This is a genomic window from Fastidiosipila sp. (genome assembly GCA_012511175.1).
GTDB lineage: Bacteria > Bacillota > Clostridia > Saccharofermentanales > DTU023 > UBA4923.
In genome coordinates, this window is sequence record JAAZGO010000031.1 from 1 (window position 1) to 12957 (window position 12957).

At 56.6% G+C, this 12957-nt stretch carries 12 protein-coding genes; 1 reads left to right on the forward strand and 11 read right to left on the reverse strand.

The window, feature by feature from the left end:
* Positions 1-165 precede the first annotated feature (165 nt).
* Positions 166-582 (forward strand): YjbQ family protein, encoded by a 417-nt coding sequence (locus GX839_06785; GenBank protein NLB05162.1) that lies wholly within the window; start codon positions 166-168, stop codon positions 580-582.
* A 34-nt stretch (positions 583-616) separates the two neighbouring features.
* Here GX839_06785 and GX839_06790 read toward each other — a convergent pair whose 3' ends face one another.
* From GX839_06790 to GX839_06840, 11 genes are all read right to left on the reverse strand, one after another.
* Positions 617-1024 (reverse strand): hypothetical protein, encoded by a 408-nt coding sequence (locus tag GX839_06790; GenBank protein NLB05163.1) that lies wholly within the window; start codon positions 1022-1024, stop codon positions 617-619.
* 22 nt (positions 1025-1046) lie between these two features.
* The gene (locus tag GX839_06795) at positions 1047-3689 is read right to left on the reverse strand and encodes a heavy metal translocating P-type ATPase (protein NLB05164.1); all 2643 of its coding nucleotides are present in this window, start codon (positions 3687-3689) and stop codon (positions 1047-1049) included.
* 104 nt (positions 3690-3793) lie between these two features.
* The gene (locus GX839_06800; protein ID NLB05165.1) at positions 3794-4621 is read right to left on the reverse strand and encodes a DUF2975 domain-containing protein; all 828 of its coding nucleotides are present in this window, start codon (positions 4619-4621) and stop codon (positions 3794-3796) included.
* Positions 4622-4623: 2 nt separating this feature from the next.
* Positions 4624-5019: an OsmC family protein gene (locus tag GX839_06805; GenBank protein NLB05166.1), complete on the reverse strand. Its 396-nt coding sequence runs from the start codon at positions 5017-5019 to the stop codon at positions 4624-4626.
* A gap of 20 nt (positions 5020-5039) precedes the next feature.
* Positions 5040-6311 carry a PDZ domain-containing protein gene (locus tag GX839_06810; protein ID NLB05167.1) on the reverse strand — a complete coding sequence of 424 codons (1272 nt, stop codon included), beginning with the start codon at positions 6309-6311 and terminating at the stop codon, positions 5040-5042.
* A gap of 171 nt (positions 6312-6482) precedes the next feature.
* Positions 6483-7688: a hypothetical protein gene (locus GX839_06815; protein NLB05168.1), complete on the reverse strand. Its 1206-nt coding sequence runs from the start codon at positions 7686-7688 to the stop codon at positions 6483-6485.
* Between the two features lie 89 nt (positions 7689-7777).
* A complete protein-coding gene (gene whiA / locus GX839_06820) occupies positions 7778-8674 on the reverse strand; it encodes a DNA-binding protein WhiA (GenBank protein NLB05169.1) in 897 nt (298 codons plus the stop codon).
* Complete coding sequence (gene rapZ / locus GX839_06825) at positions 8671-9594, reverse strand: RNase adapter RapZ (GenBank protein NLB05170.1); 924 nt, start codon at positions 9592-9594, stop codon at positions 8671-8673. The genes whiA and rapZ overlap by 4 nt, the downstream gene beginning before the upstream one ends.
* 18 nt (positions 9595-9612) lie before the next feature.
* Positions 9613-10566, reverse strand: coding sequence for a UDP-N-acetylmuramate dehydrogenase (murB, locus tag GX839_06830; GenBank protein ID NLB05171.1), 954 nt, complete (start codon positions 10564-10566; stop codon positions 9613-9615).
* On the reverse strand, positions 10563-11498 hold the full coding sequence (hprK, locus tag GX839_06835; GenBank protein ID NLB05172.1) for an HPr(Ser) kinase/phosphatase: 936 nt from the start codon (positions 11496-11498) through the stop codon (positions 10563-10565). Before hprK ends, murB begins: the two co-directional genes overlap by 4 nt.
* Before the next feature lie 180 nt (positions 11499-11678).
* Positions 11679-12957, reverse strand: a 1279-nt coding sequence (locus tag GX839_06840; protein ID NLB05173.1) for a hypothetical protein, incomplete at its 5' end; no start/stop codon positions are given.

Consider the following 12957-nt stretch of genomic DNA (forward strand, 5'->3'; position numbering starts at 1 on the left):
GCTCATTCTAACATTTATCTTCATTTTGCGGCGCTTTTTAAATCCCTGCCAAAGGCCGATGGTGATTTCTTTTCAAGTTTTCCTGGCTTCCTTCTCGACTGTCCAGCTTAGCGTGTCATTTATCGGCTATCATGACTGAAAGAAAAGCGGTTTGGGGGAAGATTTATGAAATCCTATCGAAAAGAATTGATCTTTAACACACCCACCAGGCGGGCCTTTATCAACATCACGCCGGAAGTGAGAAGATGCCTGGCTGAAAGCGGCATTCAAGAGGGTTTGCTCCTTTGCAATCCCATGCATATAACCGCCAGTGTCTTCATCAACGACGACGAATCAGGCCTTCACAGCGATTTTGAGGTCTTTTTGGAAAAGCTGGCTCCGGAGAAACCCTACGACCAGTACCGGCATAACGGTTATGAAGACAACGCCGATGCCCATTTGAAACGGACAGTCATGGGCAGGGAGGTAGTAGTTGCCGTCACCCGTGGCCAACTGGATTTCGGCACCTGGGAACAGATCTTCTACGGTGAGTTCGACGGTAAAAGACCTAAAAGGGTCCTGGTCAAGATCATCGGCGAATAAGGGGGCGTCGACAGGATAGACGCCCCCTTAAGGCTTATTGACTGTTCCCGATCCCCTGTGGAGGTTCCGGAACCGGCGGACTGTATTCTGCCGGCGGGACAGGCGGTTGTGGTACTGGCCCGTAAACGGGGGCCGGATCCTGGTAGCTTCTGTCCAATGCGGCAGGTCCATAGAGGGCAATCTTTTCCATCCGCATGAAGTGGCGCAGAACCTGAACCACCACCTCGACGCCCAGCCAGATCAGGAAAGCGACGACCAAAACCGCTGCGAAGGACAGCACCATCGTGAGCGTGCTGACAGTGAAGCCTCCGCCAAAATGCCAAATCAGTCTGGCCCTGGCAAACAGGAGGTAAGCCGCGCCGCCAACCAGGACAATCAGGCCGATCCATCTGACGATGGATATGGCGGTAGCCAGTCTTCCGAGTTTCTTGTGCTTATTCATTTTTCCCCACCTTTCTCGTTGATTATCCTACGACCTCATATCCCTCGCCGGCGATGGCTTGTTTCATAAGATCAGGGCTGACATGACCGTCTGTTTTGACTGTCACGCGTTTCGTTTCCAGATCGGCATGGGCATCGCCCACACCCGGAATTGCCTTCAGGGCTTTTTCGACGCGGGCCGTGCAGTGGCCGCAAGTCATGCCCTCAACCATGAGAACCACTTCCTTATCCATGGTTTCTTCCTCCTCTTCCAGAACAGGGAGAACCGGGCAGGCCCTGTCCGTAATCCCTGCGGTTATCAGATCATCAATACGTAATGATGTCGTTTCTTGTATCAATCTTTTCCGCCTTCCTTCTTTCCCCGGCCTAAAACCCCTCAGGCGCAGGGCGTTCAGCACGACAAAGATCGAGCTGAAGCTCATAGCCAGGGCCCCGATCATGGGCGTCAGCTTAAGACCGTAGGGGACATAAAAGATACCGGCTGCAAGGGGGATAGCAATCACATTGTAGAAAAAGGCCCAAAAGAGATTTTCCTTTATGGTCCTCAGCGTTTTCCGGCTCAGCTCGATGGCAGTGACCGCGTCATTCAGCTCATTGCGGACCAGAACGATGTCAGCCGAATCGATGGCAATGTCACTGCCCGCGCCGATGGCAATCCCCACATCAGCCACAGCCAGGGCCGGCGCGTCATTGATACCGTCACCCACCATGGCAACCCGCTCACCCCTTTGGTGGAGCCGGCTGATCACCTCCGCCTTGTCGGTCGGCAAAACCTCGGCGATCACCTGGACGCCGCCCAGCTGACGGCCAATGGCCTCCGCCGTCGCCTGGCGGTCACCTGTAAGCATGATGACCCGGATCCCCAGCTTGTGGAGCCGGTCAACCGCTCCGATACTGCCCGGTTTTAATCGATCGGTCGCCCCGATCAGGCCCAGGAGCCGGTCCTCCAAAGCCAGGAAAAGGATGGTCCGGCCTTCGGCGGCCAGCCGATCCGCCTCTTTTTCCAGTATTTCATCCTTGATTTCGAGTTCCTTCATGTAATTGGCGCTGCCGACATAAACTGGTCGATGGTCCCCCAGAATCCCCTTGACACCCCGTCCGGGAACAGCCTCAAAGCGCTCCAGCGGAATGCGGTCTTTCAGCTTTCTGGCTTCTGCCTCTTTCAGGATGGCCCCCGCAAGCGGATGTTCCGACAGCTCCTCCAGGGTCGCAGCCAGCGTCAGGAGACCCGCCTCAGTATTGAAGGCTTCATCCCCCTCTGCCCCGGCTGTGACAATCTCCGTCACTTCCGGTTTGCCGGCTGTCAGGGTGCCGGTTTTATCAAAAACAACGCTGCTCAGGTTGCCCGCATCTTCCAGAGCCTCGCCCGATTTGATCAGGATGCCGTGCCGGGCCCCCTGGCCCGTTGCCACCATGATGGCGACCGGGGTTGCCAGGCCCAGTGCGCAGGGACAGGAGATGACCAGAACGGAAATTGACATGGAGAAAGCAAGCTCACCGGGATAGCCAAGAAGCAGCCAGACAGCCAGGGTCACCAGGGCGATGGCGATCACGACAGGGACAAATACACCTGCCACCCGGTCCGCCAGCCGCGCGACCGGGGCTTTGGAGGAAGAAGCCTCCTCCATCAGGTGGATCATCTGGGACAATGTCGTATCCTCGCCCGTTTTGGTCGCTTCAAAAATCAGGGTTCCGGTGCCGTTGATGGTAGCCGAAGTCACCGGATCGCCCGGCGCCTTCTCGACCGGGATGCTCTCGCCTGTCATGGCCGATTCGTCGACCGAACTGTGGCCCTCACGGACAACCCCGTCACAGGGGACACGAGCGCCGGGAAGCAATACCACCAGGTCACCCGGCCTCAGATCCTCTGCGTCAATCTCAACGCGTTCTCCGCCCCGCATGACCAGGGCGGTCTGCGGGACCAAATCCATCAGACCGGTCAGGGCCTCGGATGTTTTGCCCTTGGCCCGGGCTTCCAGTGTCTTGCCCACCGTGATCAGGACCAGGATCATGGCGGCCGATTCGAAATAAAGCTGGTGGAGGTAGCGGTCAATCAGGGCGCTGTCACCTGTACCCAGTCCGTTGCCAATCCGGTAAATGGCAAAGAGCCCGAAGACGAAGGAGGCAGCCGAGCCGAGCGCGATCAGGGTGTTCATGTTGGGTGCAAGGTGAAGGGCACCCTTGAAGCCGGAAATGAAAAAGTAGCCGTTGATCAGAAGGACCGGAAGGGCAAAGACCATCTGCAAAAGCGCGTAGCCGACAGCATTCTCATGGCCGGTAAGGAAAGCGGGCAGGGGGAGGCCGATCATGGGGCCCATGGAAAGCCACATGAGCGGAATAAGCAAAAGGGCCGAATAGAGAAGCCGCCTCCGCATAAGGAGTTCCTCCCTTTCGCGCTCCTCAACCAGCTTCTGCCTCTCAGCCCGCCGGCCGGATTTTCTTGAACCGCCGCTCTCCCCAACCAGGCTGATACCGTAGCCTGCTTTTTCGACTGCAGCCATCACAGCTGACTCTGTTTGAATTTCTGAATCAAGTTCGACCGTCAGGGTCCCGGTCAGCAAATTGACATTGACGCCGCTCACACCATCCAGTTTCTCAACTGACCGGGTCACCGCCGCCTGGCAGGAAGCGCAGGTCATTCCGGTTACTGCAAAGGTCTTTTTCATAAGCAACCCTTCTTTCCAAGAACAATCTTACGACCGGAAAGGCGCTTGAGTCGTAACGCGGGTGCAGGAAGAGCGACCCAAATGACCTGAGAGGGAAGCTTCAATCAGGCCCTTTCGCCTGCCGCCTCCTTGTGTCTTCCCGCCTGTCTCCTGATCCAGGCGCGCAGCAGAAGACGGGTGCGCCAGTAGTGAAGGCGGTGACGCCTGGCCATCAAGCTGGTATCGATCGGATAAAAGAAGCGGCCGGCATTCATGTCAAAAAGTGAGGGACAGAGGCTGATTCCACGCCTTACCACACCCAGATAGTTGACGACTCCTGCAGCGGCCGAAGTGATTTCATCGCGATTTTTCATGTCGGTCAGAAAGATGACACGGTTGCGCGGAGCAGGGTAGTGACCATAAAGCTCCTCGACTTTTTTTTCGCACTCCTTGAGAACCTGGTCAACGATGATTACATTCAGCATGGGATGGTAAAAGAGAAAAACGCGATCTACCAGGGGCGCCCTCCCCAAAGCGGGGATCAACCGCCTGCGGGTCATGACGGCATCAAAGGGCTGCAGGCTGGTTCTGGTCCATTTGCGCTCCGCAAAATACGCCCGGAAATCGTTGCGGAAATCCGGCCAGCGGTTCTGGACCTGGCGGCACTTGCGGGGCAGGCGGAAACGCCAGATACGGTCAAGCCGCCTGACACTTTCAGGATTTCCCGGACTGAACCGCTCCAGCTTCACACTGGATACAAGCTGGAAGATAAAAATGACCACCATCAGCCCGTAGATCACAAAGGTAACGATGAAGGCTGTGTTCAGGTATTTGAGACCCGGGAAAGCGGGAGCCTCCCCGGCTTTTTTGTGCAGCCACCACAAGCCTGCGCCCAGAAGGGCCAGAATAAAGAAATGAGATAGAATCTCCCGAATCCAACCTTTGCCGCGCATGGCTAGGGCAGAAGGGTCAGCTTAGTCTCAATCTCCGCGACATGGGAGAGTGTCTGGTAAACCGAGCAGTATTTGCCGGCAATCTCGGTCGCCCGCCGGAACTGCTTTTCCTTGCTGATATCGGCCCCTTCAACTGTCATATCCAGGACGACATGCTCCAGGGTGGTCGGCGGGTCTTTGCGGTGGTGACCCTGGATGTCAATGGTGACTTCCCGGTAGGACAGCTGCATCTTTTCCGTGATGCTGAGAAAGGTCAGATAGAAACACCCGCTCAAGCCGGCCAGCACCAAGTCGTAGGGCCCGAATTCGTTTTCTTCGCGGCCCAGGACCAGGCTCCCCCTTTTCCCCTGCACATGGCCGTGATAGTGCGGCCCGAAAACTGCTTTGATATGATCCATACTTCCTCCAATAGGGTCTTTCAGGATGAGGCCCCCAGCACCATCTCGACCGTCATCTTCTCCGTCCCGCGGTAAACCGTCAAGGTCACCCGGTCCCCCGCCTTGCGCTCGTTCTTGTAGTCAGCCAGCTGTTTGGTCGTTTTCACCGGTTTGCCTTCAAAGGCTGTGATCACATCACCTGCTCTCAGCCCCGCCTTGGCTCCGGCGCTGCCGGCTTCGACGGCAACCACCACGACCCCCGGATAATGGAGCCCCTGATCCGCGGCCAGATTCTCCTCGACCGTGGACACCGTAATGCCCATCATGGGCCAGACATGCTTGCCCGTCCGGATAATACTCTCGATGATGGGTTTGGCAGCGTTGATGGGAATAGCGAAACTGATGCCCTGTACCTGCTCAACGGAACCGGGATCACTGAAGATGATCTTCAATTGGTTGATCCCGATCACCTGGCCATAGGCGTTAAGCAGAGCCCCTCCCGAATTGCCGGGATTCAGGGCAGCGTCCGTCTGTATAAGGGCGATGGGGGTTTGCGACAGCTCACGGTCAAGTGCTGAAACAATGCCTGAGGTCACGGTTCCTGATAACCTCCCTGTCGGATTGCCGATGGCAATGGCCAGTTCACCGATCAGAAGCTTGGACGAGTCGCCCAGCTCCACGGTGGGCAGGCCGGAAGCATCAATTTTTAAAACAGCGACATCAGCGTAGGGGTCGCTCCCCACCAGTTTGGTCTCAGAAGCCCGCCCGTCTTCCAGGTTAACATGAATGGACCGGGCATTTTCAACCACATGCGCGTTAGTCACCACATAGCCGTCCTCTGTGATGATGAAGCCGGAGCCTGCCACCCGGTTTTGCGCAAGATCCCCAAACTGGTTGGTAATCACGACATCGGTGTAGATGGCAACGACCGCAGGTTTTGCTTTTTCGACAATCTGTGGAATGGTCAGGATCCGCTTTCCCGGCTGCGGCGCGGGCAGGGCCAGGTCCGGCAGCTCGAACTCCGGATCGAGCACCTCTGTTTCCTGCTCAGGCGGCGGCGCCGTTTCCGTTTCTTTTTCCGTTTGGGCAGGCGCAGTCGTCCCCCCGGTAGTAGCCACAGGCCTTAGAATTTTGTCCTTATTGGCGTGCAGGAATACAAACAGGCCCGTGATCGCGGAAAAAACGAGTACCGCAACCAGGCCAACCAGAATAATGCCAAGCGCAAGGCTGCCCGACCTGTCAGCGGTCTTCGGCGGCCGATCTTCCCTTGCAGAAAACTGCCTGTCTTTTCTCATGTCATCTTGGTCATTCATGATCTTTTTCCTCCCCTCATGTTCCCGGCGGCTTTGGAGGACGGCGTATCCCTGAAGTCATCGTACTGCCCAGGCAGTCAGCCTCTATGTATGCCGCCGCATGTTCAATGACAGGATCTGTTTTCATTTTATCCCCAGGTCCCAGCTTTAAGGGGATAAATGTAACGACCGTTATCCGGCATCCCCTCCGGTTTCCCCTTTGGGGATGTCCTGTCTCCCTTTGTCCCTTGCCCGGACGTGGGTCAACCTGATTTTGCTTTTGCGGATGGCCTGTTTGCCGCGGCGGTTTTTTATTCTTGCCTGAACCGACCGGGCGGCCTTAAGCACTCTTGCTCTCACCTTCTTCAGGAACAAGGCCAGCCTGGCTCCCAAACCGGCTTCCTCTTCAGCGGTGTCTTTTTCCTCTCTGCCCTTTACCCGGACGTGGGTCGACCTGACCTTGCTTTTGCGGATGGTCTTTTTGCCGCGGCGGCTTCTTATCCCCGCCTGCACCGCCCGGACGGCCTTAAGTGTTCTTGCTCTCACCTTCTGCAGGAACAAGGCCAGCCAGGCTCCCAAACCGGCAAGCAGGAGCCCGGCCCTGGCTGCCTGCCTTTTAAAAGAATGCTTCCTGTGTGAGGCCTGGCGGGGCCCCCGCTTTCTGACCGGCTTTTCTTTTCTCTCAGGCATCGGCTCCGGGGCCGCCTTTTGCGGGACAGGGACAACTGGAAGCGCTTCCTCACCCCCGTCATCCAATTCGCCCTGCCAGGGTATTTCTGAGACGGCTTCAGGCCCCACCCCCGCCAGCTGCCTGTCAAGCAGGAATCTGACCATGTAGTCGAGGGCGTATTGCAGCCCCTTGAGAATAATGATGGCGAGGAGGGGAATCAGGATCAAGATCCCGATCAGGGCAAGACCCTCCCCAATCACCCAAAGGCCGCCGACAACAACCCCTGCAACCGTCATCAGGATTCCCCCCGACTCCGCAATGACGTCAAGGGCCGTTTCGATATGGCCATCCATCCTGGCAAAGATCAGGGTCAGAATGGATTCTTTTTCAAAAGTGACCTGGGGCAAGAAATAATGAACGAGAACGTAAAAGAGCAGAAGATACTTGAAGGCATAGACGAGAAGTGCCAGCGGCCTGATGAAAAAAGGCAGGCGCCTGTAAAAGATGGAGAGCACCGGCGTCAGGACAATAAGAAGAAACAGCAGGGCGGGCACTGCCGGCCAGCCAATCACAATCAGCTGATCCCGGCGTTCGGGAAACAGTACCAGCACCATAAAAGCCGCGGCCATGGCCGCAGCCAGGAGGATGTGGGCATTAAAATGCCTGCGTGACCTGTAATCGGTGTCACTCCAGATGGACCCGATTAAAAATCCTTCAAGATAATCCATACGTCCTTCACTTCGGCTGGCCGGCAGGTGATCAAACCGGTTGCGGCCCGCCTGTAACAAGGTTCAGTATAGCATTGACCCGACGTTTTTCAGTCTTCTCCCGCCAGTGAACGGGCCATGGCACGCACCCGGCTGAAACGGTGACTCATCCCCGATTTGCTGACAGGCGGCACCATGGCCCTCCCCAATTCTTCCAGGGAAGCACCCCGGTTCGCCAGCCTGGCCCTGGCCGCCTCAGCCAGCTGGGGTGGCAGCCAGTCCAGACCTCTTAAGCGTTCGATCACTGCGATGGCTTCCAGCTGCCGGGCGATCGACTCTGCCCGGCGCCCGGCGTTGGCGTCGTCGAAATTCACCAGGCGGTTGACCTGGCCCATGAGCTCACGCTCACTTCTTTTTTCTTCAAACATGAGCAAAGCGTGATGAGCTCCTGACAGAAGAAGGAAGCGGGCGACCTCTTCCCCGCTTGTAAAAAGCAAATGCGTCCTTCCCTGATGGCGCGTTGTTCCGGGCGCCAGCCCGTAATGGGAAAACAGGCGCGTCATCAGCTGGATGGCGCCGCCCGCCGACGGTGAAAAAGCCAGGCGATAGCGCCCGGTGGCAGGGTTGGACATGACACCGCAGGCAAGGAAAAAAGCGGCGTAGATGGGCTCCAGCCCCCGCTCACCCACTTCCCTGAGCCAGCCATTGAAATCAAAGAACAGAGCCGTCCGGCCCTGGAAGGGAACCTTGAAGAGAAGGGTGACATCACGCCGTCCCCTTTTCTTCTCCCCGGCCGGGAAGCCGAGTGTGCGGGCAACGGTTTCCATCAAGTCTGCGGTCATGTCTCCGGTCAAGCGGAGCGTGACATCCCAGCCTGTCTCACGCTCTTCGATCTTGCCGAGGACAGCAGTGAACGACGCAAAAGTGACAAGGGCCCATTCGGGGTCGTCCAGATAGGCGCGATGACGGTCAACCAGCTCTTTTCGTATCTGAAGCGAAAAGGTCATGACCTGGCTTCCTCTTCCTCGATTTGCTCAATCATCCTGCTTCGCACATCCCGCCTCAGGTCGCGGTGCAGCACATGGACCCGGTAGCCCCGCGCGCGCAGAAAAGCCGCCAGCCGTTCGACAGCCATGACACTGCGATGGCGGCCGCCCGTACAGCCAACGCCGATGCTGAGCCGCTGTTTTCCTTCCCGGACGTAATAGGGAATCGCAAACTCAAGGAATTCCTCCTGGATTTCAAGAAAGCGGGTAAACTCCGGAAACTGCTGCAAAAACCCGATGACGGGCCGGTCAAGTCCCGACAAAGGCCGCAATTCATCAAAATAGAAGGGATTGGGAACAAAACGGACGTCCAGGATCATATCCGAGTCAATTGGAAGTCCGTACTTGAAACCAAAAGACTGCAGATAAATGGCCATGGGCACCTCGTCTGGTGACTGGCCGAAGAGGTGCAGTATCCGCTCCCGCATCTGCTGGCTGGATAAATCGGTCGTGTCCATGATATCCGTGGCAAGTTCCCTGACGGGTGTCAGGAGTTTTCGCTCTTCACTGATGGCATCGGGCAGGGACCTGTCTGCTGCCATGGGATGGTCACGGCGGCTTTGGTTGTAGCGGCTGACCAGTGCCGCGTCCGACGCTTCCAGAAAAAGAATACGGACAGGAATATTGAGCTGCTGGAGTTCTGTCAAAACAGGGGAAAAATGTTCCACGAAGTGCGGGTTGCGGCTGTCCATGACCAGGGCCACCCGGCTGCTTGCGTCATTTTTCCCTCCCGCCAGGTCGCCTTCCGACAGGATCCGGGTCAGCTGACCCACCAGCTGGGGCGGCATATTGTCAATGCAAAAAAATCCCATATCTTCCAGGATTTTCACTGCCATACTCTTTCCGCTTCCGGAAAGGCCTGTCACGATCGTAATATCCATCACTCAGACTCCATTGTCTCAGAAGGCCAGGGGATCACTCTCCCACTCGCCGGCCAGCCGCACTTCCGGCATCAGCAGGACACCTTCCATGTCAAAAACGGCCCGCCTGACATCAGCAAAAACCTGGGCAATCTCTTTGGCCGTCGCGCCTCCGAGGTTCACGATAAAACCCGCATGCATGTCGGACACTCCTGCTCTGCCCCGCCTGTATCCTTTCATCCCCGCATCGGAAATGAGCTTGCCCGCAAAATGGCCCTCCGGGCGCCGGAAAGCGCTGCCCGCCGACTGGGCGGCAAGCGGTTGGGTCAGGTAGCGCCTGCGTGCAAAGTCGGCCATCCGCCCGTAGATTGCATCGGCCGGCGCCCGCTTGAGCCGGAACTCTGTTTCAAGGATGACTGAATCCGGATGGTCGCTGAAGTAACTGTGGCGATAAGAAAAATCGTGCGCATCACCGGCAAGTTCTCCTGTCTCCCCCCTGGCGTCAACAAATTCAGTCCGGATCACAAGATCGGCCATGCTGCCATCATAGGCACCCGCATTCATCAATACGGCACCCCCGGCAGATCCCGGAATTCCGCAGGCGAACTCCAGGCCGGACAAACCCAGCCTGGCCGCCTGGGCGGCAATTTCATAAAGAGGCGTTCCTGCCAGGCAGACCAGGGTGTCATCAAGGCAGCGAATCCCGCCAAGCGAGGGCGATAAGATGGCCGTGATCCCCCGGATACCCCGATCGGATACCAGGACATTGGTTGCCCGCCCAAGAACCGTGAGCGGCCACTGTTCCCGGCTGGCAAGTCCTTTTAGCTCAACCAGGCTCTCCTTGGTCGAGGGCAGGACCAGAAGGTCGGCAGGGCCTCCTACCCGGAAATTGGTCCAGCGGCAAAGAGGCTGATCCCGCAAGACTGACAGGCCGGTAATCTGCTCAAGCTTTCTGCCAGCCCCGGCGGCGTCAAACGGGGTCACTTCCTTCATTTCCACTCCTCTTGCGTTTGGTCATAAATCCGCCCGGTCAGCTCCCTGATCACGTCGTGCCCCATCTGCCTGTTCCGGTAATTGACGGCTGCGAATTCAACGATGACGGCCAGATTCCTGCCTGGCCGGACCGGCACCGTCATGGAAGGAATGGTAACGCCCAGCAGCTGGGTGCATTCATCCTCAATTCCGATCCGCTTATACTCCTTATCCTTGACCCAGAACTCCAGGTGGATAACAAAGTCCACATTTTCCTGAACCTTGACAGCTGACACGCCGTACATCTCTTTGACATCCAGGATACCCAGGCCCCGGATTTCGATCATGTGGCGGATGCTCTCGGGCGCCCGGCCGAGCAAGGTGGTGTCGGACACCCGGCGAATCTCCACCAGATCGTCTGCGATCAGACGGTGGCCGCGCTTGACCAATTCAAGCGCCGTCTCGGATTTCCCCACACCTGACTCGCCCAGGATCAGGATTCCCTCACCCAGAACCTCTACCATGACGCCGTGCATGGACGAAACGGAGGCCAGCTCTACGTTGAGGAATTTGACCAGGGAGCTGGAAATATCTGCAGTAGCCAATGAACTCTGGACAATGGGGATCTCATACTTGCCGGCGCTCTCGAGCAATTCGGGAAAAGGTTCATGATCGCGGGACAAGATCAGGCAGGGAATCCCCCTGGAAAACAAGCGGTCAAAGCTGAGCATCCGTTCTTCAGCTGACAGTGACTCCAGGTAGGCCATCTCCATATTGCCAATCAACTGAATGCGGTTGGCCCCAAAATGCTTGAAGTGTCCGGCAAGCTGCAGGCCCGGACGGGTCACATCGGCAACCGTGATGTTGGTCTGATCGATCTTGCCGAAATCGCAGATAACCCGGTAACCAAAAAGATCAACAATCCGGCGCAGGCTGACCACTGTTTTCCCCATTGAAATTCCCTCCACGAGCGGTTTTCCCACTTCCTTTACGCGGAAATTATAGCACAGGGGTTTCCAAGACAGCCTGAATGAATGCCCATGGAATCCGTTTTTGGGTAAAACAAACCCCCCCTCCCGAAGGGCAGGGGGGGGGGCGTTAATCTGCAGGGACTTAGATGCCCCACAGCGAAATTAGGCTGTTGTATCCTTCTTCCTGGGCTTCAGAGCCAGGATGGCCGACACGACCGCAAGGACAAGCATGGCGGCCGCCAGGTAAGTGTAGACGGAGATCTGTTGTCCAGTCGCAGGTGTTTTTTCTCCATCATCGGGTATCTCATCTTCTTCTCCACCCACGATTTCCAGCAGGTTGGTGAAGATGGCGGGCGCCTCGCCGGCTTTCCGCTGAACGAGCAGCGTCCCGTCTCCCTGGTCACTTACGGTGAGTGTGAGCGTGTACTCGGTATCATCGTAAATGATTTTTTCCAGTGTACCCTCAACCTCCCTGATAGTATAGACGAAGGTCTTTCCGATGTCATCCAAACCAAACTCGAGAGGCGCGAACTGCACACCGCCAAGGGCTGTGTTCTTCGCTGTCCGCAGGACGTTACCCAACGGATCGACCAGTTCGAACTCGAACTGTCCCGCCTCAAGAGTAAAGTCGACAGCCACCTTGGTCGCGACCGGGGCGTAAGCACCAGACGCATTATACCTGTTGGTGAAGGTTGTGCTCCCATCATAGGTTACGCGCAAATCCAGCTCACCGTTTTCAAAATCTTTTACTTCCACCTTGATTTTTAGTACGTGTTTGTCATAAGTCACTCCACCAAGGTTTCCTTGTATTTCTTCAACGGTGTAGTAGTAAGTTTTACCGACATCTTGCTCGGTGTACTTGATAGGTTTGAAGACAACCCGGCCTGCCCCGTCGTTGGTCGCAGCCAGCGCATGGTTCAAGCCATCGCCATTCAGCTCGAAACTGAATTCACCTGGTTTCAGGCTACGTCCAGTAAGCTCTTTCCTTACTTCCGGCATCCATTCACCATCAGCCAGATAGCTGTTCGTAAAGGCTGCCACCTCGGCCTCAACCCAGGCCGGCGGGTCGGCTTCCCCGTCATAAATGTAGTAACTAACCGCCGCCTCAAGCTTTCCTTCATCGTTGTCCGTGATCACGACCTTGACAAGGTACTCCTTCGTATCGTACGTGAACCAACCAAGGCCACCATCCACTTCCTTGATCAGGTAGTAGTAGGTGCCTTCGGCGCCATCTGCATAACTCAACTTGCTGAACTTGAAGATGCCGCCCACGTTGGAAACGGTCTCGACGTGAGCTCCCTCAATGCCGTCCACATCCGACTTGTAAAGGGCAAACTCGAATTCGTCATCCCCAAGCGCCTTATTTCGGTTCTCAAGGGTCTTGGTACCGCCAAGCTCCACCTCGACGCCCTCAGCCAGATAGCTGTTCGTAAAGGCTGCC

Bases quoted from the DNA above. Each gene is read 5' to 3' on its own strand.
- rapZ (NLB05170.1), bottom strand. From the start codon at position 9,594: ATGGATATTACGATCGTGACAGGCCTTTCCGGAAGCGGAAAGAGTATG.
- whiA (NLB05169.1), bottom strand. From the start codon at position 8,674: ATGACCTTTTCGCTTCAGATACGAAAAGAGCTGGTTGACCGTCATCGC.
- GX839_06810 (NLB05167.1), bottom strand. From the start codon at position 6,311: ATGAATGACCAAGATGACATGAGAAAAGACAGGCAGTTTTCTGCAAGG.
- murB (NLB05171.1), bottom strand. From the start codon at position 10,566: ATGAAGGAAGTGACCCCGTTTGACGCCGCCGGGGCTGGCAGAAAGCTT.
- GX839_06795 (NLB05164.1), bottom strand. From the start codon at position 3,689: ATGAAAAAGACCTTTGCAGTAACCGGAATGACCTGCGCTTCCTGCCAG.
- GX839_06805 (NLB05166.1), bottom strand. From the start codon at position 5,019: ATGGATCATATCAAAGCAGTTTTCGGGCCGCACTATCACGGCCATGTG.
- hprK (NLB05172.1), bottom strand. From the start codon at position 11,498: ATGGGGAAAACAGTGGTCAGCCTGCGCCGGATTGTTGATCTTTTTGGT.
- GX839_06800 (NLB05165.1), bottom strand. From the start codon at position 4,621: ATGCGCGGCAAAGGTTGGATTCGGGAGATTCTATCTCATTTCTTTATT.
- GX839_06815 (NLB05168.1), bottom strand. From the start codon at position 7,688: ATGGATTATCTTGAAGGATTTTTAATCGGGTCCATCTGGAGTGACACC.
- GX839_06790 (NLB05163.1), bottom strand. From the start codon at position 1,024: ATGAATAAGCACAAGAAACTCGGAAGACTGGCTACCGCCATATCCATC.
- GX839_06785 (NLB05162.1), top strand. From the start codon at position 166: ATGAAATCCTATCGAAAAGAATTGATCTTTAACACACCCACCAGGCGG.